The following is a 21,703-nucleotide window of genomic DNA, read 5'->3' on the forward strand; positions in this document are numbered from 1 at the left end:
TTTATGCTGATAAAGTATAGAATTTTTCCATTAATCTGTTCAGTTCGATAAGTTCGTTGTCTGTTACTTTTTGCTGATGGGCTATATAGTTAATATAGTTCACAAGTTCGCGTGAAAAAGCCTTGTCGATACCGGTTTTATGTGCCAGCGTTTCGGTAAACTCATTATCCATTTTGCCGGTTTTAAGCCAGTATTTATCACGCAATGAGCTTAAAAAGTAAATGATTTTTTTTTGTGCGATATCTACATTATCCCGGCGTTCATAATACACCTGGCCTACTACATTTATAAAATCGAGCGTGGCATTTTTTAATGGTTCAACTACCGGTATTACGCGCTGCCTGCGTTTTATTCCATATAATACATAAACAAGCAAGCTGAAAAGAGCCAGGTAATAGGCACTGCGTAAATACGGACTGCTTAGAAATACCCGCATTGGTGACTCCTGTGCTGCTAAACCTTGCGTGTAATATTCATCCCATAATATTTGCTTTGGCTTACCAAGGTGCGATAGCGCTATCGACGCGTACCTTCTCCCGTTATCTTTCAACAGGCTGTAGTTGGTAAACATGCCGGGGTTAGGCATCAGGTACAAAGTGCCTTTGCCTATTTTATATTTTATAAAGTTTGCTTCGCCCTTATCGTTCTCACCTAAAATAATGGCCTTTGTGCTGTCAATTTTATTAAAACCACCACCTATCTGTCCTTTATCAACAAAATACTGCCGTTCGTTATTTAGCTTTGGATTCACGAAACTAACGAACTCTACATTCTCATCTTCCCAAAAAACATAATTGGCTTCTGTTTTAAGATTTTTGTCTATAAGTGAGCCAAAATTGTCAGCAGCAATAAACACATTATTACCTGCGTTGATATATGAAATGAGCTGCTCGTAATCCTCTTCAGACGGTTGAATGTTGTTACCAATAATAACATATGCCGTGTTTTGGTATGTCGAATCAACCAAAACCTCATAAACCGGCCTGCGGCGTGGAGTTACCTTTGCTTTAGGGAAAATATTTTTTATCTGGTTGTATAAAATATATGTGCCGAAAGGTATTTTGTGTGTGTTAAAGTAAGTACGCGACCAGTTGGTTGGCGTAGGCCTGTTATACTGCATTACAGCATATACAACTACCAGCAGTACTGCAATTATAAGATATATACGCAGGCTTTTCATTACAGTTTAGTTTTAAATTGCTGAAAAAGCACGTTAATATTACCGAATGCATGCTCGTCAATTGGAAAATCACCGTACCATACATACTCGAACCGCCGGGTTATTGATCCAAACGCTTCTCGCTGTACTGGGTTAGTAAGTTCATAGTAATATGCGGTGTTGGTCTTATCTATCTGCCAGTTTATAAGCCCGGCATCGCTTAACTGCTTTAAACATTTAAGATACTGCAGCCGTACAGCAAGCCTGAAATTGCGCAAGGCAATAGCATTTTCTATTTCGCTGTCAAAATCAATTTCGTGTATATTTTCAAGCGATTCCTGATAGGGCAAGCTGACTTTTTTAGCCGTCCTTTTTAATAGTCCTGCCGATTTAAGTATTAAAAACAATCCTCCTATTGCCGCTAATCCAACCAGAATATATTTTATTGAAGGATGGCTAAGCCCGGCAGAAGAAAGCAGATCTCCAAGCCATTGCCAAAACCAGTACCAAAACCTGTCCCACCATGAAGGCTCAGCTTTTTGCCCTTCCACATATTGAAATTCGGGATCAGCAGCGTATTTTTTTATGGCCGCGTCATTAAAATGCTGTACAGTTATAGCTGTGCTGTCCTTTTTCAAAACAGCAGGTTTTTTGCTTTTTTGTGCAAAAGCAATTACTACGCTAAACAAGCAAAACAATACAACAAACAGCCTTTTCATGCCTTAAAATTCTTCATTTGGCAAATGTGAAGATTGATCGTTCATACCCAGCGTATTAATGCGGTCTATTAACCCTGTGCCATCTTTTTGTTCGGAATAGCTAAAGTAACACATGCTTATGGCAATGGCAACAAGTGAGTAACTTAATAAAAACAGGTTGTAAAAAAGCATTAATAATATGAATACTGGCCAAATCCAACCTTCCGGGTTTATAAGCAATTGGGTTTGTTGTATAATGGCTGATGGTACAATTATTATAAGTGATGACACCAACAACACCAAAAAAAGTACAATCAACACGCCGAATGTTAACCACCAGTTACCTTTAATAAGTGTAAAGCTTTTGTTGAACGCATACCCGAATGAGGCATTTTCAAATATGATAACAGGTAATACCAGGCATAACACAATGCCAAAATAAATCCCGGGCAGAAGGCAAAAAACGATGCCAATCCCAATTAGCAACGTGCACACAATGCTGCTTCCAACCGCCCTCAAAAAATAATAGCGGTAATAGCCCCATACCTCATTTAACGTGGGTTTTTCGCCCTCAGGCTTTTCCTTAAAAACAGCTATATAGCTATAGGTTATAATAAATATGCTAAAGTTAAAAAATAAGTAACTGAAGTAGTATATAAAGCTGCTTATAAACGCGTTGATTGACCATCTCGGAAGATCAAAATCATTATTATATGTACCGTTGGCCATTGCACTCACGCCTTCTGCTGCGTTACGCTGCATTACAAATAAAGTTACAAGGTTAAGCAAAATAAATACGCTGCAAATAATCAGCATAGGTTTAAACAGATCTTTAAAGTTTTCTTTAAAAAACGTGAATGTATCGCTGATTATCTCTCCAAAATCACGTATGCGACGCAGTTCAAAATAAGGCTTCATCAATGTCAGGGGTGTTTGTATTTAGTTTGCGGTTAAGTATTGCAGGGTATAATATCACATACCATATTATAAATATCAGCGAAAGCACTAATATAGCTACGCTAAGCCATATCGGCATTTCAGTATGGCGTGTAACAAAGCCTTCAAAAAAGGCTGCTACCAAAAATATAGGCACAATACCTATGGCTATCTTCATACCGTCTTTACCGCCTTTTTTTAAAGATTCCATGCGGCTGTATGTTTTAGGAAATAGTATGCTGTTACCTAAAATAAGTCCGGCCGCACCGGCTATTACAAGTGCCGAAATTTCAAGCGTGCCATGTATCCATATTACTAAAACAGATTGAACACCTAATCCCTTGCTAAAAAAATAATATTGGAATGAGCCTAGCATAATACCGTTTTGCATAAGCTGGTACAGCGTACCAACAGATAAGAAAATACCCATGGCAAACGCCATGAGTTCAGCATAAATATTATTAATAGCAATACGCATGAACATTTTAAACTCGCTGCCTTGTTTATACACCCCAAAAGGGTCGCCTTTGGCAATGTTGTCATTGGTCATGTTCACATAATTGTTGCCTAATATCAACCGCACAAAACTGTCGTCATACATAGCCGATAGCATACCCATCAAACAGAAAACCAAAAAAAAGGCGAACGCATACAAAAGTTGTTTGCGGTATTTAAAAAATATCAGCGGAAGCTCCAGTTTCCAAAAGGTAATAAACCGGTTAGTTTTTTCTTTTTTATTCTTATAAATAGACTGATGGAACCTTGAAGCCAGGCCGTTTAAATAACGCGTGGTATTTGAATTTGGATAAAAGGTTTTTGAATAAGCAAGGTCGTCGGTAAGGCTAATAAAACTCTCTGCCAGTTCATCAGGGCTTTGTGTTTTGCCATTTTCGTAAGCTTTCCAGCGCTCAGAATTCTGTTTAATAAATAGGGCTTCACGCATGTTATAAGCTTCAGGTATTTCCGGCTTAAAATAATACACAAAAACTTAAACTGCAAGCAAAAAAATCCATAACAATTTTATATTTGTTAACATGCAAACGGTTACTATACATACTACACAAAATATCGGGATTGACTATGAAGTTGCGGGGCTTGGAGACCGCATACTTGCCCGTTTAATAGACTATGGGCTATTTTTTGTTTTGTGGATAGCAACAGTGTTTGTGATAGCGTCGGCTAATGTAAGCGCCCCTAATCTTGATACCATTTTACTTATTACGCTTGCTGCAGTGTTCGGATTTTATGATCTGGTATGCGAAATATTTTTCAACGGCCAAAGCATAGGTAAGCGTATCATGAAAATCAGGGTGATGAGCCTTGACGGCGCGCGCCCAACCATCAGTCAGTATCTTATCCGCTGGGTATTCCGTATAGTTGATTTTGGTATTACGCTACAACTTGGCGGCTTGATAAGCGGATTGCTTACCAAAAATGTACAGCGCATAGGCGACGTTGTAGCCGGCACAACGCTTATACGTACTAAACCGCGTACACAAATGGATCACCTGGTGTTTAAACCTTCAGCAGATGATTATGTGCCTGTATTTAATGAGGTGATGCAGCTGAGCGATAAGGACATTGCGCTGGTTAATGAGGTAATAGTAAACTATTTAAAAACGGCTAATACAGTTGTTATTTATAACATGGCCAACCGTATTAAAGACCACTTAGGCATAACAACACCGCCTGAAATGAATGATTATGTATTTCTTCAAACCATATTGAAAGACTATACCCACATGGCGGCTCAGGCCGTTGTATGAGGATGTATGTACAAATGCCACATTTTTAAACTGTACACAACCAATATAAAGCTACCTACTGCCATGTAAATAGTTTTTTTTACTACATGATTCGGGGTGTCCAGCTTAAATTTCTTATCGGCAAATAAATAAATAAGTACCAGCAGCAAAGGCAATGCCGGCGGGTAAAGTTCAAAGCTACGTGATAGCTGACCGTTCAGTAATGCAACTACTGAGCGTTGAAAGCCACAGCCAGGGCAATCAATACCTGTTATATATTTAAAAGGGCATGGCAGCAAGTGGCTTTGTAGCCAACCGGTTAGTTGCTGCCATGCCTGTATATAAGCAAATCCTAACACTTATACTTGAGGCGGGTTATTAGGGAAATTGTTATATGGATCATTACCATACGGTGAGAATTGTTGTGCACCGGCCGGGCCAAGGTATTTGTAATTGCCAAAGCCTAATATCGGAACGAATATAAATGACAATAGCAATAAGCCAACTGTAAACCCTTCGCTTTGGCCAAAGCTTTTACTAAGCAGGTTATATGTCCAAACTACAAAAACTATGTTTATGCAAGGTATCAGAAACAAAAATATCCACCAGATAGGTTTACCAACAATTTCAAGCAGAACAATGGTATTATAATCGGTATAAGAACTGCCCATCCTGGTTTACCGGCTTTTCGAATATTCTCCACATGCCTATAATGTTAATCACTGTAATAATAATTATAGGTATTAGCAAAACACTAAATAATGCAAAAAAGGCTGATTGATCGGAGTAGTTTTCGTAGTTGTCCATAATTGATTTGGTTATAAGGTTTTAAATTTTTGTTTAAGATATTAAATCACATTGACAAATAAAAACGTTAGTAAACATAGCTTTGTACCATGCAGCGCGAACAGATATCCGTATTCGACATGTTTAAGATAGGCGTTGGCCCGTCAAGTTCACACACACTTGGGCCATGGCGTGCCGCGCAGCAATTTGTACAGTGGCTTAAGCAACAACAACTACTCCCGCTGGTTTCGCAGGTTAAAATACTGCTTTATGGTTCGCTTGCAAAAACCGGCAAAGGGCACGGCACCGATATAGCCATACTGCTTGGTCTTAGCGGTGCCGATCCTGTAACTTTTGAGGTTGATAAAATAGACAGTAAGGTTGATGATATCATTGTCTCAAAAAAGCTTGAGCTGAATAGCGAAGCGCCCGTAAGTTTCTATTTTGATGACGATTTGCTGTTCCTTTTTAACGAGAGCCTGCCGTATCACCCCAACGCGGTAACATTCCAGGCATTTTTAAGTACAGGTAAGGCTGTTTCAGCAACGTATTATTCAATAGGCGGTGGGTTTGTGGTAAAAGAAGGGGAGGAGAAAGGTACTAAAACAGAAGTCGATCTGCCGTTCCCTATAGATACAGCCGGCGATTTGCTGCACTGGTGCATGAAAACCGGACTTAAGATATCCGAAGTAGTGCTTGAAAACGAACTGGCCTGGCGCAGCGAACAGGATACACGGGAAGGTGTGTTGAATATTTTTAACGTAATTAAAGATTGTATTTACCGGGGTTGTCATACGGGAGGCCATTTGCCCGGTGGCTTAAATGTTGCTCGCCGGGCAGAACACCTGAACAAGCGCCTTATTGGCGAACGCCATTACACTAATTATCACGAATGGGTTGATGCAATCAGGCAATCGGGTAACAGCTTTCAAAATATACTCGACTGGGTAAGCTGCTTTGCCTTGGCGGTGAATGAGGAAAACGCCTCATTTGGCAGGGTAGTCACAGCGCCTACCAACGGCGCGGCAGGTGTAATACCCGCAGTATTACAATATTACATAGCTTTTTGCGATGGCTTTGATGATAATAAGATCATCAGCTTTTTATTTGTGGCAAGCGAAATAGGCAGCATCTTTAAAAAAGGAGCAACCATTTCAGCAGCCATGGGCGGTTGTCAGGCAGAGATCGGTGTATCATCAGCCATGGCGGCAGCGGCGCTTACCGAATGTCTGGGTGGTTCGCAAAGGCAGGTGCTTATGGCTGCCGAGATAGCTATGGAACATCACCTCGGCCTCACATGCGATCCCATTGCAGGCCTTGTACAGGTGCCCTGCATCGAGCGTAACACTATGGGCGCTATTAAGGCCATAACCGCCTCACAACTGGCCCTGCAAACTAACCCTGATAACGCCAAGGTAAGTTTAGACGCGGTAGTAAAAACCATGTGGCAAACCGCCCAGGACATGAATTCAAAATACAAAGAAACTTCTGACGGTGGCCTAGCAGTGAATATTCCGTTAAGTTTGCCGGAGTGTTAAATGTTAATATTGTCATTCTGAGCGATAGCGAAGAATCTGTTTTGCCGATAGATGCTTCGTGCCTCAGCATGACAGTTGAGACTTTAAAATTTTCATTTCGAAGAGGTGCAAGGAGAAATCTTCTAAGAGCGACTTAGGCGGCTAAGCATATTGTAGAAAATTTCTTCCTCCGGTCGAAAGACATAGAGATTGTGGTTTCACGGCTTCTTAAACAGCCTCAAATCAAACTCAAAAGCTTCGGTTTTTACAATTTGTACTTCTCTAAAATCCTTATGCCTCGGGTTAAGCAAAATATTATAATCACCGGCTACTGACGCTGAGGGTACTTTTAAAGCAAGAAATTTACCGGCTTTTATAAAGCTGTCGCCTAATTGTTGGGTCTCTTTAATAAATGGATTTTTTGTCCAAGTGGGAGGAAGTGCGTCTATGGCTATTTCATGTATCGAGGCATCATCAGGTAACTGAATACTTGCCATAGCGTAATTAGTTGGAATGATACCTAACGGAACGTGTACCGCAACTTCAATTACAGCCAACGCACGTGAGCTGGCTGTGTACAATACCGGTATACCTTTGGTATTCCAGCGGCCGCCGGCAATTTCGGCACCCTTTCCCGATAGGTCTGTAATGTAATTCGCGGTGCTAAGGCGATAAATTATCATGCTAAAACACCGTACTCAATACGAGTGAGTTCATCTTTAACCATGTTAATACCAAAAGCAGTATCAAGTAGCTCTTTTGGTGTTACACCGCCAAGTGCGATGCTTTTGGTTTCCATCCAGGTATGGAAGTTATCGGCATCGCCAAAAACATCAATGCCTTTTTTATACAAAAGTTCAATTTGCACAATACGTTCAGAATGAATAGGATCAAAAGCTTTTTTATCTTTTTTATAACGTTGAAGCGTGCGTTCAGAAAGGTGCAGGTAAGCAGCCCACTCTTCAATAGTAAAGTGTATAAAGGCTGATAATTTGCTCAAGTATGGAAATGCTACGCCTTCCCTAACCATGTTGGTAAGGTCAAACTCATCATCCCCGGGGAATTTATATGGTTTTGGCTCGCTCATTTTTATTTCCTGTAATATGTCATCTAAATTACGACACTTGTCTGGAAATAACAAGCCTTTTCTAAAATTGTTTTTCAACTGCGGGTTCAAGCAGGTTTACCCAGGCGGTATACATTTTAGCTGAAGGATGCAGCCCATCGGCGGCTACAAGATCAGGTTGTGTAGCCGCCTGCCTTGATATAGGTGTAATATCTACATAATTAACACCCGCTTTTACGCTTTCTTCTTTGTTGATAGCATTATAAGCATCAATTTCCTGTGCAATTTTTTGCGGATCGCGCGACATACCGAACGGTGTTACACCATAGTCAGGAATCGATACCACAAACACATGGTCTTTTTTTCCATTGGCAAAGGAAATGGCGGTATTTAGAAGTTCAACAAATTCTTTACGATATACGTTGATATCATATCCTCGGTATTGATTATTTACCCCGATGAGCAGCGTTACAAAATCAAACTTTTCAGTAACCTTTTCCCTTTCAATGGCATCAATAAGCTCATTGGTGGTCCAACCGGTACGGGCTATGATATGAGGCTGGCTAACCTTGTATCCGGCAATGTTAAGCCGTTTGGTCAGTTGGTTTGGAAAATTCTGATCATAAACCACGCTTTCGCCAATTGTGTACGAATCGCCAAGCGCCAGGTAAGTTAACTTCACTGTGGTATCGGGTTTTGCAGGTGTAACCGGCAGGGTAACAGGTTTTATGGTGTCCCTTGTTTGTTTTTTATCGCATCCGCTAACAGCGGCTATTAATAATATCAGTAATAATCTCATATCAGCTCCATACCAAAAAGTACGGAAATATGCTGCTTTAAGATTTCTTTAACTTTATTAATATCAACAGTTTCACCAAGTTCCTTCTTCATTGAGGTAACGTCCTTATCATCAATACCGCACGGAACAATATGTTTAAAATAATCCAAATCGCTATTAACATTAAAAGCGAGCCCATGCATAGTAACCCAGCGGCTGCAGCGTACACCCATCGCGCAAATTTTGCGTGCGGTGTCTTTTCCGGCATCTATCCAAACACCTGTGTAACCAGGATAGCGTTCGGCCTGTATGCCAAATTCGGCAAGCGTTAGTATAACCGCTTCCTCAAGCTTGCGCATGTACAGGTGTATGTCGGTAAAAAAGTTGTCAAGGTCCAGTATCGGGTAGCACACAATTTGGCCCGGACCGTGGTAAGTAATATCACCGCCGCGGTTAACCGGATAATAAACTGCCTGTTTTTCTTTCAATCCGGCTTCATCAAGCAGTAAGTGTTCGGGTTTACCACTTTTGCCAAGCGTATAAACATGCGGATGCTCTACAAAAACAAGGTAGTTGTTGGTAACAGTATTGTCCTCAAAATCATCGCCTGCGGCGGCTTTACGGTCGCGCAGCTTCATTTTGAGTTCTACGGTTTCATTAAAAAACTTTTCCTGCCTGTTCCAGGCCACTTTGTAATCGGTTACACCCCAGTCCTGAAAAATTACTCTTTTATGCTTCATACCGATCCTGTATTACATAACCAATCATATAATCCTGATACTGCTGATAACCTACAGCGTAATCAATGGCTATATCGTCCTTGCGTAATTTAGCATTTATTATGCCATGCCCTTCAAAACTGAATGGCTCCAGCAGAATGTTATCCAAAAACGATACTTCTTTTTGCCCATAGCATTTATAAACCGCCTCTTTAACGCACCAGCATACATATAGCTCTTCTATTTTACACTTTTGACTGATAAAGTCGAGTTCCTGCTTCCGCATAAATTTATGCGCAATGCGTTCAACCTTTTCTTTAACCAGTTCAATATCAATACCCACCTGGTGACGCCGGCTGATCATTACCGCCGCGTAATCAAACGAGTGGCTGAACGAAATATAATAGGGGTGATTTACCAGGTAAGGTTTGCCATGAGCGTCAACCTTGCAGTCGATATACTCGTCGGTGCTAAGCATAGCACGCAATAAAACCCGTGTGCTTAGCCAGTGGAGGTGGCGTTTGTTGGTGCCAAGGTTTTCAACCACAGCCTTTTCATCATCATTAAGCTGAAGCTGGGCATACAGGTCGCCGGCGCTTTCCTCTATTTTCCAGAGGGCAAACTCAGTATCATCATCAATGCGCTGCCTGTATGCTATAGCCATTAGTTTATATAAAATTCAAGGCAAAAGTATGTTAATTAATTATCATTTGAATAACGTTTAAATCGATAAAATTTACAGGCAATTGTAACGAAATAGCCTGCAGTACCGTCATATAAGTAACACTATCACAATATAACGCGAAATGAAAAAGATATACACAGCCGTTGCCTTTTTGATAGCGCTTGCCGCCACCGAATCGTGCTGCAAACAGCAGCTTGAAAACAACCTTACAGGTAATAAAGTGATCAGGCAATCGCCGCATGCAAACGCAAAAATTGATAAGATTAAGTCCTGAAGTTGTTGATATTATCATGTTGGCTATCATGTTAAAAAATTCTATTTTAGCCGGGTAACACCCTTAATATGATACTATCTGATAAACGCATCCTGGAAGAGATTGACAAAGGCCACATTATCATTGAGCCTTTTAAGCGTGAGTGCCTGGGTACCAACTCATATGATGTGCATCTGGGCAAACACCTTGCTACTTACAAAGACAGGGTGCTTGATGCAAAACTGCATAACGAGATAACATATTTCGAAATACCAAAAGAGGGTTTTGTGTTGCAGCCTAATACGCTTTACCTGGGTGTTACCATTGAATATACCGAAACACACCGCCATGTGCCTTTCCTGGAAGGAAAGTCAAGCACCGGGCGCCTGGGTATTGATATACATGCCACAGCCGGTAAGGGCGACGTTGGCTTTTGCAATACCTGGACACTTGAAATATCATGCGCGCAGCCTGTAAGGGTATACGCCGGTATGCCAATCGGGCAACTTATTTACTTTGTTGTTGAGGGGGAGATCGAAACCTTTTACAATTCAAAAGGTAACGCCAAGTATAACAACCCTACCACGCGCCCTGTTGAAAGCATGATGTGGAAGAACAAGTTTTAGCCGAAAACAATCCTGCATTCATCTGTAACGTGTTTGTTAGTGCATTTTTAGCCTATTTTAAGTAGATTTGTGCTGATTATGCCAACAGAAGTACAGGAACAGACATTCACGCTTGAAGAGTTACTGGCCGGGCTGAAAGAAATGCACCGCCTGATATTGTGGAACGATGATATAAACACATTCGATCATGTTATCCATTGCATGATGAAATACCTGGACTATACCGAACCCCAAGCCGAAAAAATTGCCTGGAAGGTGCATAACGAAGGCAAATGCGCCGTGCTTGAAGGTTCATTCACCGAAATGGAGATTTACCGCAAGATTTTACAACAGGAAGGTTTGACCGTTACGGTGGAATAGCTTTTAATTAGAGCCAGGAAGTTAGATCAGGAAATAAGATTAAGTTTCATTATGAAGGGACTTCCTGATTTTGCTAAGTGTTGACGTCAACAGAGTCAACACCGTCAACAGAGTCAACACCGTCAACAGAGTCAACACCCGTCAACACCCGTCAACACCCGTCAACACCCGTCAACACCCGTCAACACCCGTCAACACCCGTCAACACCCGTCAACACCCGTCAACACCTGGAGAATTGACCAGACAAGTTACAAAAAACCTTGATAAGCGGTAGATACTTCGTTCATAAGCATGAAATTTTGAAAATCTTTCTCAACAAAAAAGCCCCAATTAAGGGGCTCTATATTCTGTTAATTGCTAAATTCTGAAATTCCGGTTCAGACATTAAACAACGTAGTTCCAACCGTGGGTATCAGCCTCAGTTCCATATTTTATGGCATCAAGCGTTTTAAATACTTTTTGAGAGAACACCCGTTCTTTCGGGTCGCATAAAAAGTACTCTTCACCATTATAGCTTATTGATCCAACCGGTGCAATGGTTGCAGCAGTGCCTGCGCCGAAAGCGTCGGTAAGTGTGCCTTTCTGAGCACCTTCAATAATTTCGGCAACCGATACACGGCGCTCTTCAACAGGGATACCCCATTCTTTAGCCAGTTGTATAACGGTATCGCGGGTTACGCCATCTAATATGGTGTCACGTGTTGAGGCGGTGATCAGTTTACCGTCAAGCATAAACATCGCGTTAGCTGCCCCCATTTCTTCAATGTATTCGTGCGTTTGACCGTCGGTCCAAATCAATTGGTCAAAACCTTCTTCAACAGCTTTTTTGCCCGGAAGCATTGAGCTGGCGTAGTTACCCGCAGCTTTTGCGTAACCCATACCACCTTCGGCAGCGCGGGTGTAATGTGTTTCAATTTTAACACGAAGCGTTTTTGAGAAATACGGACCCACCGGACCGGTAAGCACTACATAAGTGTAAGTAGCCGATGGTTGCACACCCAGGTATGGGTCGGTGGCAAACATACATGGCCTGATGTATAACGAGTGGTTAGCTTTTGTAGGTATCCAGTCGCGGTCGATATCAACCAGGGCGGCAATGCTTTGCACAAAAATATCGGTAGGCAACTCAGGCATGCAAAGGCGCTCGGCCGATTTGTTAAAACGGATAGCGTTTTTATCCGGACGGAAGATCACCACCTTGCCATCAGCATGTTTGTAAGCTTTTAATCCTTCAAAAAATGCCTGACCGTAATGCAATGATGAAATGGCCGGGCTCATCTTAATCTCTCCATAAGGGACTATCCGGAAGTTTTTCCATTCGCCGTCGGCATAATCAGCCAGCAGCATGTGGTCAGAAAAGGTACGTCCGAAGGGAAGATTGTCAAAGTCGGTTTCCTCCAAGCGGGAATGTGTGGTTTTTGTTATTTGTATATCCAGCGTCTCAGTCATGGCAAAGTGCGTTTTTTATTCAGAAATGCAAGGTATGAATTTTATTGTTCAGTTCATAGGCTTGTTGTATATGATAAGAGACGGAAGAGGAGCGGGGAATGTTACAATTGGTTCAAGCGATATATTAATTTTTGTCATCCTGAGAAACGAAGGATCTTCGGCTATAGATCCTTCGTTCCTCAGGATGACAAAATAGAAGGTGGCGAATTACTTCTCTCCCGGCAAATGCGATTCCTTAAAGGCTTCGCTTCGCGGCAGCGAAAAATCAGTACCGCGTAACGCATGTTCAACCCAGGCTTTGCCCCAATTTTCTATTTCATTAGTACTCCACAGCGAAGGGTAAAAAATACGTTTCTGAAAGCGAGGCGGTAGGTATTTTTGCCAGTTGGTACCACCGGTTGCACTTATCTCTTCAGGTTCGCGGTGCAGGTAACGCACTGCTGATTTATAATGCGACAGCGGCCAGTTGACATTCACGTTCACATCCAGGCGGCGTAACTCGGCAGTTAGTTCAGGTGTAAGTTGGCCGGCTTCTTTAAATTTGAGTGCGAGGTAATTAAAGTTGGTTATGGCATTAGTCCTGGCCAGATCTATAAACGTTTTTGCGTATTTCTTTTCAAACTGTTTCAGCGTAAGTGTTTTCTTACCGGTTGAAAGCTCTGTTGCGCCATATTTCCAGTAGATGAATTCAAACTGCTCTTCAACAGGGGCAGGGGCCAGCTCCTCACGTTTGCTTTTAATCACGAGGTTCAAAAAGTCGGTAGCATAAATCTCAATCATGCGGTACTGCCCGCTTTGAAAGCCGCTGGCCGGTAATAGTGACATCCGGAACTTCAGAAACTGCTCTTTTTCCATCCCCTCAACCATGATCTCGAACGATTGGGTAAGCGCTTCAAAATAACGGTTGATGCGTTTAATGCGCGCGGTAAAAAACTCAACCGTCAGGTTTTCATGATGAGCAATCTGTTCGCACTCGTGCAGAGATAGCTTGAAGTACAACTCGGTTATCTGGTGATAAATAATGAATATCTGCTCGTCAGGAAAAGGTGTTTTCGGGCTTTGCAGGCTCAGCAACGTATCCAGATGTATATAATCCCAATAGGTCAGGAAATCTGCGTAAAGCAAACCGTCAAGATACGATACCATATCCTGCCCCATCGCTTCGTACTTTTCCTGAAGTTGGGCAAGGCGTTTTTCTATTTCGGGAGAGATGCTCATGGCCAAAAATAACAAAGTAGTATTGCGATTGACAATTTTTTGGTTCATATTTGTTGCATAACGCAAAGGCGATGGTGTTCCGCCTATTTGAACCGCTGCGAAGCTGATGACGCCTACCCAAATAAGTTTTTATTTATTTGCATGTAGGTTATGATAAAAAAGAGCTTTTCTGAACACTATTCAACATTAAAATATTTTCTGCGCTGGTCACTTATTACTATTCCTGTGGCTATTGCTATTGGTAGTATGGTTGCCTTGTTCCTGTGGCTGCTTAATTTGGCAATTCACTTTCGGTTTGCGCATACCTGGCTGTTATACATGCTGCCTGTTGCCGGTATAGCTATTCACTTTTTGTATAAATGGTATGGCAGTTCGGCCGAGAGGGGCAATAACCTTATAATCGATGAAATTCATGAGCCCGGCGCAGGTGTTCCTAAACGCATGGCACCGTTGATATTGGTTACAACGGTTATTACCCATTTATTTGGTGGTTCGGCCGGGCGCGAAGGTACGGCAGTGCAAATTGGCGGCAGCATAGCCAACCTTTTTGCCGGGCTATTCAAGCTGAAAGGCGCCAATAAACAGGTAATGCTTACTACCGGTATTGCCGCGGGCTTTGGTGCCGTATTCGGTACGCCGTTAACGGGTGCGGTATTCGCTTTGGAAGTTATAACGGTTGGACGCATTCGTTATAACGCGTTACTGCCATGCCTGATAGCCGGCATGATTGGCGACCTCACCGTATCGGCCTGGAATGTCCATCATACAAAATACCATATCGATTATGTAAACGCCGGACAAAACCTTAACGGGCATCACATTCCATTAAGTTTATTGTTGCTGGCAAAGGTTGTTGTTGCGGCTGCTGTATTCGGACTGGCATCCTACGGTTTTGCAAAATCGGTTCACGCTGTAAAAAACGCCGGTATTAAATTACTAAAAGCACGGTGGATTACGCCTGTTGCCGGAGGGGTAGTTATTATCGTGTTAACGGTTATATTAGGCAAGCCTGATTATTTAAGCCTGGGTGTCGACGCGCAGTATCCTGGCGCGGTTACCATTGTTTCAGCATTTCAGCAGGGTGGAGCCCATACCTTAAGCTGGTTATGGAAGCTGATCTATACGGCTATAACATTGGGAACCGGTTTTAAAGGCGGAGAGGTTACGCCGTTATTTTATATTGGTGCAACATTGGGCAATACGCTTGCAGAAGTATTGAATGCGCCCGTTAGCTTGTTTGCTGCTCTTGGTTTTATAGCCGTATTTGCCGGGGCTACCAATACCCCGCTGGCGTGCACTATTATGGGTATTGAACTTTTTGGCAGCGAACACGCTTTATTATTTGCTGTTGCATGTTTTGTGGCTTATTATTTCAGTGGAAACACGGGTATTTACAGCGCTCAGCGCCGAAACGGGTTAAAAACAGATTTGAAGCAAACATAACTTAAGAACGCAAAACTTATTAGCTTTAAATTGTTATTCAGTAATTATCACAAACACTTTTAGTTATGCAGATCAGTAAGATAATCATTGGGATTGACGACAGTAAGTATGCCGAACATGCCGCCCGTTACGGGTTCAACCTTGCCCGCAAGTTTGACGCGGCCGTTGGATTAGTACATATTATTGAGCCGGTTGTTACCTCGCTTGATACATCAGATAGTATTTTAGGGATGCCTATGGCTAATGTAGCTTCAGGCCCGGAAGAAATGGAACTGGTAAACGCCCAGGAAGATAATTCGACACGCTTAATGAACCGAGTGATCAGCGAAATGGCGGGTGACCTGCAGGTAAGCAATTTCAGCGAATATGGGTCAACATCAGAAGGCATATTGCAATGCAGCATTGAATTTAAAGCCGACCTGATTGTGTTAGGCACTCACAAACGCAGCGGACTGGAAAGATTGTTTTCGGGCAGCGTAGCCGAAGCTATTATCCGCAAAGCGGATATCCCGGTGCTGGTAGTGCCGTTCGAAGAAAGTCATTAGTCATTTCACGTGCACTGTCATTAGTCATTATTGTTTTTTACTAATGACTAATGACCAGTGGCAAATGACTAATAAAGAAGCCTGAATTTTATTGTCTGTTCTATAGCTTTTAGCTGGTTAAGCACTCCCGGATCATACCCGGCATCAACGTCGGTTATAACATAACCTATCTGGCTGTTTGTTACCAGGAATTCGCCCACAATGTTAATGTTATGGCGGGCAAACACGTCGTTTATTTTTGCCAGTATGCCCGGTACGTTTTTATGGATGTGTATCAGGCGGTGAGCGTTGTTAACGCGAGGTGGCTGTAGGTCAGGAAAGTTGCAGCTGGTATGCGTTTTCCCTTCATTCATAAACGCTATCACCCGTTTCGGAATAAAGTCCTCGTTACGCGGGTTATTCCTCGGGTCGTCAAAAATGATGATGCCATTGTCGCAGGCCACCTCGGCAAGTTTACGGCTTTGCACTTTGCCAAAAATACCAATCACTTTAAGTCTGCCTGCGTTTTGCAATTGCTCGGCGGTAGGTTGGGTATCCTCATTACAAAGCAACACACCGGCTTCCTGCAGGTAGCTATCTTCAATAGTTTCTTTATGGCGGATATTGTAGCCTTCTTTCTGCATTTGCGATAGGGCCTCTTCGCCAACATTGCCAACCACAAGGCATTTAATCCGGTTTTTGGGATAAGATATAGCCCTCGGCAGCTTGTTGATGTACAAAAATTCGTCGAAGCTTGGTGTAACGTGATCGGCTTTTTCAGCTACTGATTTACGCTCGATGTTCTCGGTAAAGGCAAAGAATTTCTTTATAAGCCCCGATTCTTTAAGCTGGAAATCTGAGTAGCCATCGCCAATGCCGTAAATATCTCCCGGTAGATTCAGTTCTTTCAGCAATATAACTTTACCACCCTCTTTTGACAATGGGTTCTCCCTGTCGTAACCGATGATGTTGCCTTCTTCGTCGAATACAAAAGTATTGGCGTAGATATTTTCCTTTTTGATGTGATATTCGGTAACAACAGGTGTTATGAATTCTTTAAACCCACCCGAAACAATTAATACACCATCAGAGTGCTGTTTAAAGAAAACCGTATTGCGCGAAAATGAGCGTGATACTTTCTTTTTAAGATGACTTACCAGAAGCTTCAGGTGTTCGCGGTTGGCTTGTAATAACTTTACGCGCCTTTCCAAACTTTCGCTGAAAGACAGTTTACCTTCCATGGCAAGGTTGGTGAGGCCTTCAATCTGCTGATAAATATCTTCCCTGTCGGGGTGATTTTTTAATGATATCCGCGCAAGCTCGTCTAACGCTTCCACCTGGGTAAAGGTGCTGTCAAAATCAATTATAAAGTAATCCATTCCGCTGCAAATGTGCAACTTTTGGCGGGGAGTTCAAACTTTAATTAGTCCATAGACAAGATTGTCCATGGTCCATAGTCGATAGACAATAGTAGATACTTTTCATGCCATAGACCTGGACAAAAAAACTACTATGCTCGATGTTCCATGGACTATCTACCAAAACCTATTGCCCCAGCGGTGTAGGTTTGCGCTTTTCAGGTGGCAAAGCCATGAATTTCTTATACGAGTCGTTTATGTAAAGCATCATCAGCTCACGGTCGTTTTTCTCTACCAGGTCGTACGACGGGCGGTACATCGTCATGAAATCTTCCAATTCTTGTCCGCGCAGCGGGATAACGCTGCTTACATAAACCTTACTGAAAGCACTGTCAATCTTACGCTCACGCACTTCGCGTTTAAAATATTTTTTAAGCCGGCGCGCGTTACGCCCTTCGCTGCTAAACCATGAACTTGGCGATAGGGCGTACACTTTACTTTTTTGATAAACTTCAGGGTATTCCGTTTCAGGGTTAAAATTTGCCCTTGCGGTAACGGTTACCTGTTTCAGGTCGATACGGGTGGTGTTAAGCGTTACCCTTTTTTCCCTCATATTGGTTACATACAAGGTATCATTGGTATAGGTAGGCGAAGTGAAGATAAGCAGGTGCCCGGGTGCCGCTTTTATAGTGAAATTACCCTTTTTATCGGTAAGTGCAACCTGGTTATTAGTGGTGTTTTTTATGAACACATCGGCCATGCGGTTACCGCTCGCGCCATCATACACGGTGCCTCTCAGCATGTCTTGCGCTTGTGCGAAAGCGGTAAAAAATAGTAATGATAAAAAGAGCGCGTATTGTTTAAGTGTCAGTTGCTTCATATGCGGGTATCAGCTTGTGTAAATATAAACTGATTTGCCGAACGTTGTGTTTTATTTAACACTTTTAACAAACGGCCTCCGTAAGCACATCACCATCATCCCTCAAATTTTACACAATCCGCACATTCACCCATCTGCATATGTGCACATTAAACCCTATCTTTACTTTATATTAACTGTACTACATAAAAATTATGCTTAAAGGATTTTTTAACGTCCCTAAGCCGCAAAACGAACCTGTGCTGAATTATGGCCCGGGAAGTGCCGAACGTGCGCAATTACAAGCCGCACTTAGCGAAGCACGTTCGTATGTTGCGGATATACCCATGTATATTGGCGCCGAAGAGGTGCGTACCGGTAAAACAGGCGAAGTGCGCCCCCCGCACGATCATCAGCACCTGCTTGCCAATTTTCACGAAGGTGATAAAACCCACGTAACAGCCGCCATTGATGCCGCCCTTGCCGCTAAGGAAGATTGGGAAAACCTGGCCTGGGAACAACGCGCATCGATATTTTTAAGAGCCGCTGAACTGATTTCGGGTCCGTACCGCGCTAAAATAAATGCGGCTACCATGCTTGGCCAGTCGAAAAACGCCTACCAGGCCGAGATCGACTCAGCGTGTGAGTTTATCGACTTCCTGCGCTTCAACGTGCATTACATGACCGAGATTTACCAGCAGCAGCCACCCATTTCGCCAAAAGGCGTATGGAACCGTGTTGAGCAGCGTCCGCTGGAAGGTTTCGTGTTCGCGTTAACGCCATTTAATTTTACCGCTATCGCGGGCAACCTGCCAACCAGCGCCGCCATGATGGGCAACGTGGTGGTTTGGAAACCTGCCTACACCCAGATATATGCCGCCAACATAATTATGCAGGTGTTGCGCGAAGCCGGTTTGCCGCCCGGTGTTATCAACCTTATTTATGTTGACGGACCGCTGGCTGGTGATGTGATATTTAGTCACCCTGATTTTGCAGGCATACACTTTACCGGCTCAACCGGCGTATTCCAAAATATCTGGAAAACTATTGGTACTAACATCCATCAGTATAAAACCTACCCACGCATTGTGGGCGAAACCGGCGGTAAAGACTTTGTGGTAGCGCACCCAAGCGCCAACGCCGATGTGGTGAGCACTGCCTTGGTTCGCGGCGCTTTTGAATACCAGGGGCAAAAATGTTCGGCTGCTTCAAGGGCTTATATCCCGGCATCGTTATGGCCTGCGGTAAAAGAAAACATGCAGCGTGATATCGCTTCGTTTAACATGGGCCCGGTAGAAGATTTCAGTAACTTTATTAATGCTGTTATCACAGAAGCATCGTTTGACAAACTGGCAAAATACATTGATGCGGCAAAAGCCGACAGCAATGTTGAAGTAATTGCAGGTGGCGGTTACGACAAAAGCAAAGGCTGGTTCGTCGAACCAACTGTGCTTAAGGTAAACGACCCATATTATGTAACCATGTGTGAAGAACTGTTTGGCCCTGTACTTACGGTTTACGTTTACGAAGACGACAAGTTTGAAGAGATATTGGATATCGTAGATAAAACATCCATCTACGCGTTAACAGGTTCCATAATAGCGCAAGACAGGTATGCCGTTGCCATTGCAACAAACAAACTGCGTAACGCTGCCGGGAACTTTTATATTAACGACAAGCCTACCGGGGCAGTTGTTGGGCAGCAGCCGTTCGGCGGCGCCCGCGGCTCCGGAACGAATGACAAGGCCGGCAGCATGATCAACCTCCTGCGCTGGGTATCACCAAGAACAATTAAGGAAACCTTTGATCCGCCTAAAGATTACAGGTACCCGTTTTTGGGATAATCCCTCCAACCCCTGAAGGGAAAAAAGAAAAGCGTCAATACATTTAGTGTTGACGCTTTTTTATTGGTGTTTATTTATTAAAACATCGCGTCATTGCGAGCGTGAGCGTGGCAATCTCTGAACTTTACATGCTGATTAGCATGTGTAGAGATTGCTTCGTTCCTCGCAATGACGGCTTTATTAAGTATATAGCGGCTTACGCCAGTTTAAACACCTCATCCAGCCCGGTAGTGCTGCTGTGGCTTATCTGGAGGTCTTTTATTTTGCCGGTATCAAGCGCGTAAACCCAGCCATGTACTTTAAGGTCCTGGTTGTTTTTCCAGGCGTTTTGCACGATAGACGTTTTGCAAAGATTGTTTACGTTTTCAATAACATTTAACTCAACCAGACGATTGCCGCGTGCTTTTTCATCTTCAATAGCGTTAAGTTCGTCGGCATGCAGACGGTACACATCTTTAATGTGGCGCAGCCAGTTGTCAATTATACCAAACGACTGGTTACCCATTGCCGCAAGTACTCCACCACAGCCGTAATGGCCGGTTACTATTACGTGCTGTACTTTTAAAACGTTCACCGCATAGTCGAGTACACTTAACATGTTCATATCACTATGCACCACCATATTGGCAATGTTGCGGTGTACAAATATCTCGCCCGGCTCGGTATTGGTGATCTGGTTGGCAGGAACGCGGCTATCGGCGCAGCCTATCCATAAAACCGGTGGCTTTTGCCCTTGCGCAAGGCGTTTAAAATAGTCGGCATCCTGCTCAAGGGTATTCTTAATAAATTCTTCGTTGCCTTTCAATAAGCCCTCGTAAGTAATAGGGCCTTTGTCTTCACGGGTAAATTGTGTTTTTGCGCACATAGTTAGCTGTTTAATTTAAGCAAATTAAGTTAAAACCTGTTAGCTATACAAGCATTATAATAACACTAATATGAGTATTACAGGCACAAAATAAAACACATCAAAAGCCAGCTTATTAAAAAAGTAACCGCCAACCAGTCCGCCTATCAGGTAAAACAGCAATACGGTAATACGCACATACAAACGATGGCGTATGCGCTTGTCACGATTCGTACCTATATGAAAGTACTCGGCCAATTCAGCACCCAGATCAGTAAATAAACTTGCCAAACTGGTTGATTTGATCAATCCGTTTGAAATTACTGTCACTAACCCGGTTTGCAATCCCATAGCGAAAATAGTGCAGCCTATTACTACCTCGCGTTCAACCTTTGTTTCCTTGTAAAAGTTATGACCATATATCGCAACAAACAGTAACACAACTATTTCAAGCACAATGGGTATTGCATGGGCGCGGTAAGGGTTTACCGATCCGTATGAGTTTACCGTAAAGCTTGAAATAAACGAACCCAAAAAGAACAGGTTCAGCCATGCGAAGAATATCAGCACTTCCTCAAAGTTTTGAGATACCAGGTTGTTGGCCAGTTTAGCCATATGACCGCTTATGCTTGATGAAAAGGCGAAGAACGATACCAGGGCCGCAACATTGATAACTCCCGCGGCAAAAGCCGTTGACGAAGCGAGCATTAAATTTTGTTTTAGTGAACGGTGGTGCCTTGACTGCCTTAACATGAAACCGGTTTAAGATTGCCGGCTAAAATCGCTTATAATACTCTGATTTTGTGTGATGTAACAATTATTTAATAATTAAATA

General features: G+C 42.8%; 25 protein-coding genes and 1 riboswitch. Of the genes, 8 read left to right on the forward strand and 17 right to left on the reverse strand.

The features are described from left to right. Position 1: 1 nt before the first annotated feature. The 4 genes from EOD41_RS08155 to EOD41_RS08170 are packed head-to-tail and all read right to left on the reverse strand — an operon-like array spanning position 2 to position 3,736. Positions 2–1,180 (reverse strand): DUF4350 domain-containing protein, encoded by a 1,179-nt coding sequence (locus EOD41_RS08155; RefSeq protein ID WP_127704284.1) that lies wholly within the window; start codon positions 1,178–1,180, stop codon positions 2–4. Then, positions 1,180–1,878, reverse strand: a complete 699-nt coding sequence (locus EOD41_RS08160) for a DUF4129 domain-containing protein (protein ID WP_127704285.1) — start codon at positions 1,876–1,878, stop codon at positions 1,180–1,182. The genes EOD41_RS08155 and EOD41_RS08160 overlap by 1 nt, the downstream gene beginning before the upstream one ends. Before the next feature lie 3 nt (positions 1,879–1,881). Continuing rightward, positions 1,882–2,775: a glycerophosphoryl diester phosphodiesterase membrane domain-containing protein gene (locus EOD41_RS08165; protein ID WP_164849898.1), complete on the reverse strand. Its 894-nt coding sequence runs from the start codon at positions 2,773–2,775 to the stop codon at positions 1,882–1,884. Next, entirely contained in the window at positions 2,759–3,736 is a 978-nt protein-coding gene (locus EOD41_RS08170) for a stage II sporulation protein M (RefSeq protein WP_127704287.1), read from the reverse strand. The genes EOD41_RS08165 and EOD41_RS08170 overlap by 17 nt, the downstream gene beginning before the upstream one ends. Positions 3,737–3,827: 91 nt before the next feature. Here EOD41_RS08170 and EOD41_RS08175 point away from each other — a divergent pair, with 91 nt between their 5' ends. After that, positions 3,828–4,559 carry an RDD family protein gene (locus EOD41_RS08175; protein WP_127704288.1) on the forward strand — a complete coding sequence of 244 codons (732 nt, stop codon included), beginning with the start codon at positions 3,828–3,830 and terminating at the stop codon, positions 4,557–4,559. On the opposite strand, the gene EOD41_RS08180 is transcribed toward EOD41_RS08175, so the two are convergent. Both EOD41_RS08180 and EOD41_RS08185 read right to left on the reverse strand, forming a co-directional pair. Further along, complete coding sequence (locus EOD41_RS08180; protein ID WP_240663265.1) at positions 4,544–4,897, reverse strand: DUF2752 domain-containing protein; 354 nt, start codon at positions 4,895–4,897, stop codon at positions 4,544–4,546. The genes EOD41_RS08175 and EOD41_RS08180 overlap by 16 nt on opposite strands. Next, positions 4,898–5,209: a DUF5684 domain-containing protein gene (locus EOD41_RS08185; RefSeq protein WP_317133193.1), complete on the reverse strand. Its 312-nt coding sequence runs from the start codon at positions 5,207–5,209 to the stop codon at positions 4,898–4,900. A 225-nt stretch (positions 5,210–5,434) separates the two neighbouring features. Between EOD41_RS08185 and EOD41_RS08190 the strand changes: the two genes are divergently transcribed. Continuing rightward, a complete protein-coding gene (locus tag EOD41_RS08190; RefSeq protein ID WP_127704289.1) occupies positions 5,435–6,862 on the forward strand; it encodes an L-serine ammonia-lyase in 1,428 nt (475 codons plus the stop codon). A gap of 197 nt (positions 6,863–7,059) precedes the next feature. Here EOD41_RS08190 and EOD41_RS08195 read toward each other — a convergent pair whose 3' ends face one another. From EOD41_RS08195 to EOD41_RS08215, 5 genes are all read right to left on the reverse strand, one after another. Further along, positions 7,060–7,524, reverse strand: a complete 465-nt coding sequence (locus tag EOD41_RS08195; RefSeq protein ID WP_127704290.1) for an RES family NAD+ phosphorylase — start codon at positions 7,522–7,524, stop codon at positions 7,060–7,062. Beyond that, positions 7,521–7,928: a type II RES/Xre toxin-antitoxin system antitoxin gene (parS, locus tag EOD41_RS08200; protein WP_127704291.1), complete on the reverse strand. Its 408-nt coding sequence runs from the start codon at positions 7,926–7,928 to the stop codon at positions 7,521–7,523. Before parS ends, EOD41_RS08195 begins: the two co-directional genes overlap by 4 nt. Positions 7,929–7,989: 61 nt before the next feature. Next, positions 7,990–8,706 (reverse strand): SGNH/GDSL hydrolase family protein, encoded by a 717-nt coding sequence (locus EOD41_RS08205; RefSeq protein ID WP_127704292.1) that lies wholly within the window; start codon positions 8,704–8,706, stop codon positions 7,990–7,992. After that, positions 8,703–9,425 carry a lipoyl(octanoyl) transferase LipB gene (lipB, locus tag EOD41_RS08210; RefSeq protein ID WP_127704293.1) on the reverse strand — a complete coding sequence of 241 codons (723 nt, stop codon included), beginning with the start codon at positions 9,423–9,425 and terminating at the stop codon, positions 8,703–8,705. The genes EOD41_RS08205 and lipB overlap by 4 nt, the downstream gene beginning before the upstream one ends. After that, positions 9,415–10,068 carry a 4'-phosphopantetheinyl transferase family protein gene (locus EOD41_RS08215; RefSeq protein ID WP_127704294.1) on the reverse strand — a complete coding sequence of 218 codons (654 nt, stop codon included), beginning with the start codon at positions 10,066–10,068 and terminating at the stop codon, positions 9,415–9,417. The genes lipB and EOD41_RS08215 overlap by 11 nt, the downstream gene beginning before the upstream one ends. A gap of 142 nt (positions 10,069–10,210) precedes the next feature. On the opposite strand from EOD41_RS08215, the gene EOD41_RS20680 reads away from it, so the two are divergent. The 3 genes from EOD41_RS20680 to EOD41_RS08225 all read left to right on the forward strand — a co-directional run bounded on the left by EOD41_RS20680 (position 10,211) and on the right by EOD41_RS08225 (position 11,328). Beyond that, the gene (locus EOD41_RS20680) at positions 10,211–10,363 is read left to right on the forward strand and encodes a PASTA domain-containing protein (protein ID WP_164849899.1); all 153 of its coding nucleotides are present in this window, start codon (positions 10,211–10,213) and stop codon (positions 10,361–10,363) included. Between the two features lie 68 nt (positions 10,364–10,431). Next, a complete protein-coding gene (gene dcd, locus EOD41_RS08220) occupies positions 10,432–10,968 on the forward strand; it encodes a dCTP deaminase (protein ID WP_127704295.1) in 537 nt (178 codons plus the stop codon). A 78-nt stretch (positions 10,969–11,046) separates the two neighbouring features. After that, positions 11,047–11,328, forward strand: a complete 282-nt coding sequence (locus EOD41_RS08225) for an ATP-dependent Clp protease adaptor ClpS (RefSeq protein WP_127704296.1) — start codon at positions 11,047–11,049, stop codon at positions 11,326–11,328. Positions 11,329–11,713: 385 nt separating this feature from the next. On the opposite strand, the gene EOD41_RS08230 is transcribed toward EOD41_RS08225, so the two are convergent. Then, positions 11,714–12,778 carry a branched-chain amino acid aminotransferase gene (locus EOD41_RS08230; protein ID WP_127704297.1) on the reverse strand — a complete coding sequence of 355 codons (1,065 nt, stop codon included), beginning with the start codon at positions 12,776–12,778 and terminating at the stop codon, positions 11,714–11,716. Between the two features lie 207 nt (positions 12,779–12,985). Further along, the gene (locus EOD41_RS08235; protein WP_127704495.1) at positions 12,986–13,996 is read right to left on the reverse strand and encodes a tryptophan 2,3-dioxygenase family protein; all 1,011 of its coding nucleotides are present in this window, start codon (positions 13,994–13,996) and stop codon (positions 12,986–12,988) included. Positions 13,997–14,054: 58 nt separating this feature from the next. Beyond that, a riboswitch (Fluoride riboswitch) is annotated at positions 14,055–14,119 on the forward strand. Between the two features lie 27 nt (positions 14,120–14,146). On the opposite strand from EOD41_RS08235, the gene EOD41_RS08240 reads away from it, so the two are divergent. After that, positions 14,147–15,439: a voltage-gated chloride channel family protein gene (locus EOD41_RS08240; protein ID WP_127704298.1), complete on the forward strand. Its 1,293-nt coding sequence runs from the start codon at positions 14,147–14,149 to the stop codon at positions 15,437–15,439. 65 nt (positions 15,440–15,504) lie between these two features. Then, entirely contained in the window at positions 15,505–15,984 is a 480-nt protein-coding gene (locus tag EOD41_RS08245; RefSeq protein ID WP_127704299.1) for a universal stress protein, read from the forward strand. 68 nt (positions 15,985–16,052) lie between these two features. Here the strand turns inward: EOD41_RS08245 and EOD41_RS08250 are convergent, their stop codons facing one another. Continuing rightward, complete coding sequence (locus EOD41_RS08250; protein WP_127704300.1) at positions 16,053–17,342, reverse strand: HAD-IB family phosphatase; 1,290 nt, start codon at positions 17,340–17,342, stop codon at positions 16,053–16,055. Between the two features lie 166 nt (positions 17,343–17,508). Continuing rightward, positions 17,509–18,201, reverse strand: coding sequence for a peptidase associated/transthyretin-like domain-containing protein (locus tag EOD41_RS08255; RefSeq protein ID WP_127704301.1), 693 nt, complete (start codon positions 18,199–18,201; stop codon positions 17,509–17,511). A 194-nt stretch (positions 18,202–18,395) separates the two neighbouring features. Here EOD41_RS08255 and pruA point away from each other — a divergent pair, with 194 nt between their 5' ends. Next, entirely contained in the window at positions 18,396–20,024 is a 1,629-nt protein-coding gene (gene pruA / locus EOD41_RS08260; protein ID WP_127704302.1) for an L-glutamate gamma-semialdehyde dehydrogenase, read from the forward strand. Positions 20,025–20,220: 196 nt separating this feature from the next. Here the strand turns inward: pruA and EOD41_RS08265 are convergent, their stop codons facing one another. Next, positions 20,221–20,889, reverse strand: a complete 669-nt coding sequence (locus tag EOD41_RS08265; protein WP_127704303.1) for a carbonic anhydrase — start codon at positions 20,887–20,889, stop codon at positions 20,221–20,223. Between the two features lie 54 nt (positions 20,890–20,943). Beyond that, a complete protein-coding gene (locus tag EOD41_RS08270) occupies positions 20,944–21,621 on the reverse strand; it encodes a YoaK family protein (RefSeq protein ID WP_127704304.1) in 678 nt (225 codons plus the stop codon). Between the last annotated feature and the right edge of the window lie 82 nt (positions 21,622–21,703).

The sequence above is a fragment of the Mucilaginibacter limnophilus genome (assembly GCF_004005815.1).
In the GTDB taxonomy this organism is placed as follows: domain Bacteria; phylum Bacteroidota; class Bacteroidia; order Sphingobacteriales; family Sphingobacteriaceae; genus Mucilaginibacter; species Mucilaginibacter limnophilus.

Coding starts and splice junctions, on each gene's coding strand:
- EOD41_RS08155 (WP_127704284.1), bottom strand. CDS start 1,180: ATGAAAAGCCTGCGTATATATCTTATAATTGCAGTACTGCTGGTAGTT.
- EOD41_RS08160 (WP_127704285.1), bottom strand. CDS start 1,878: ATGAAAAGGCTGTTTGTTGTATTGTTTTGCTTGTTTAGCGTAGTAATT.
- EOD41_RS08165 (WP_164849898.1), bottom strand. CDS start 2,775: ATGAAGCCTTATTTTGAACTGCGTCGCATACGTGATTTTGGAGAGATA.
- EOD41_RS08170 (WP_127704287.1), bottom strand. CDS start 3,736: ATGCGTGAAGCCCTATTTATTAAACAGAATTCTGAGCGCTGGAAAGCT.
- EOD41_RS08175 (WP_127704288.1), top strand. CDS start 3,828: ATGCAAACGGTTACTATACATACTACACAAAATATCGGGATTGACTAT.
- EOD41_RS08185 (WP_317133193.1), bottom strand. CDS start 5,209: ATGGGCAGTTCTTATACCGATTATAATACCATTGTTCTGCTTGAAATT.
- EOD41_RS08190 (WP_127704289.1), top strand. CDS start 5,435: ATGCAGCGCGAACAGATATCCGTATTCGACATGTTTAAGATAGGCGTT.
- EOD41_RS08195 (WP_127704290.1), bottom strand. CDS start 7,524: ATGATAATTTATCGCCTTAGCACCGCGAATTACATTACAGACCTATCG.
- parS (WP_127704291.1), bottom strand. CDS start 7,928: ATGAGCGAGCCAAAACCATATAAATTCCCCGGGGATGATGAGTTTGAC.
- EOD41_RS08205 (WP_127704292.1), bottom strand. CDS start 8,706: ATGAGATTATTACTGATATTATTAATAGCCGCTGTTAGCGGATGCGAT.
- lipB (WP_127704293.1), bottom strand. CDS start 9,425: ATGAAGCATAAAAGAGTAATTTTTCAGGACTGGGGTGTAACCGATTAC.
- EOD41_RS08215 (WP_127704294.1), bottom strand. CDS start 10,068: ATGGCTATAGCATACAGGCAGCGCATTGATGATGATACTGAGTTTGCC.
- EOD41_RS20680 (WP_164849899.1), top strand. CDS start 10,211: ATGAAAAAGATATACACAGCCGTTGCCTTTTTGATAGCGCTTGCCGCC.
- dcd (WP_127704295.1), top strand. CDS start 10,432: ATGATACTATCTGATAAACGCATCCTGGAAGAGATTGACAAAGGCCAC.
- EOD41_RS08225 (WP_127704296.1), top strand. CDS start 11,047: ATGCCAACAGAAGTACAGGAACAGACATTCACGCTTGAAGAGTTACTG.
- EOD41_RS08230 (WP_127704297.1), bottom strand. CDS start 12,778: ATGACTGAGACGCTGGATATACAAATAACAAAAACCACACATTCCCGC.
- EOD41_RS08235 (WP_127704495.1), bottom strand. CDS start 13,996: ATGAGCATCTCTCCCGAAATAGAAAAACGCCTTGCCCAACTTCAGGAA.
- EOD41_RS08240 (WP_127704298.1), top strand. CDS start 14,147: ATGATAAAAAAGAGCTTTTCTGAACACTATTCAACATTAAAATATTTT.
- EOD41_RS08245 (WP_127704299.1), top strand. CDS start 15,505: ATGCAGATCAGTAAGATAATCATTGGGATTGACGACAGTAAGTATGCC.
- EOD41_RS08250 (WP_127704300.1), bottom strand. CDS start 17,342: ATGGATTACTTTATAATTGATTTTGACAGCACCTTTACCCAGGTGGAA.
- EOD41_RS08255 (WP_127704301.1), bottom strand. CDS start 18,201: ATGAAGCAACTGACACTTAAACAATACGCGCTCTTTTTATCATTACTA.
- pruA (WP_127704302.1), top strand. CDS start 18,396: ATGCTTAAAGGATTTTTTAACGTCCCTAAGCCGCAAAACGAACCTGTG.
- EOD41_RS08265 (WP_127704303.1), bottom strand. CDS start 20,889: ATGTGCGCAAAAACACAATTTACCCGTGAAGACAAAGGCCCTATTACT.
- EOD41_RS08270 (WP_127704304.1), bottom strand. CDS start 21,621: ATGTTAAGGCAGTCAAGGCACCACCGTTCACTAAAACAAAATTTAATG.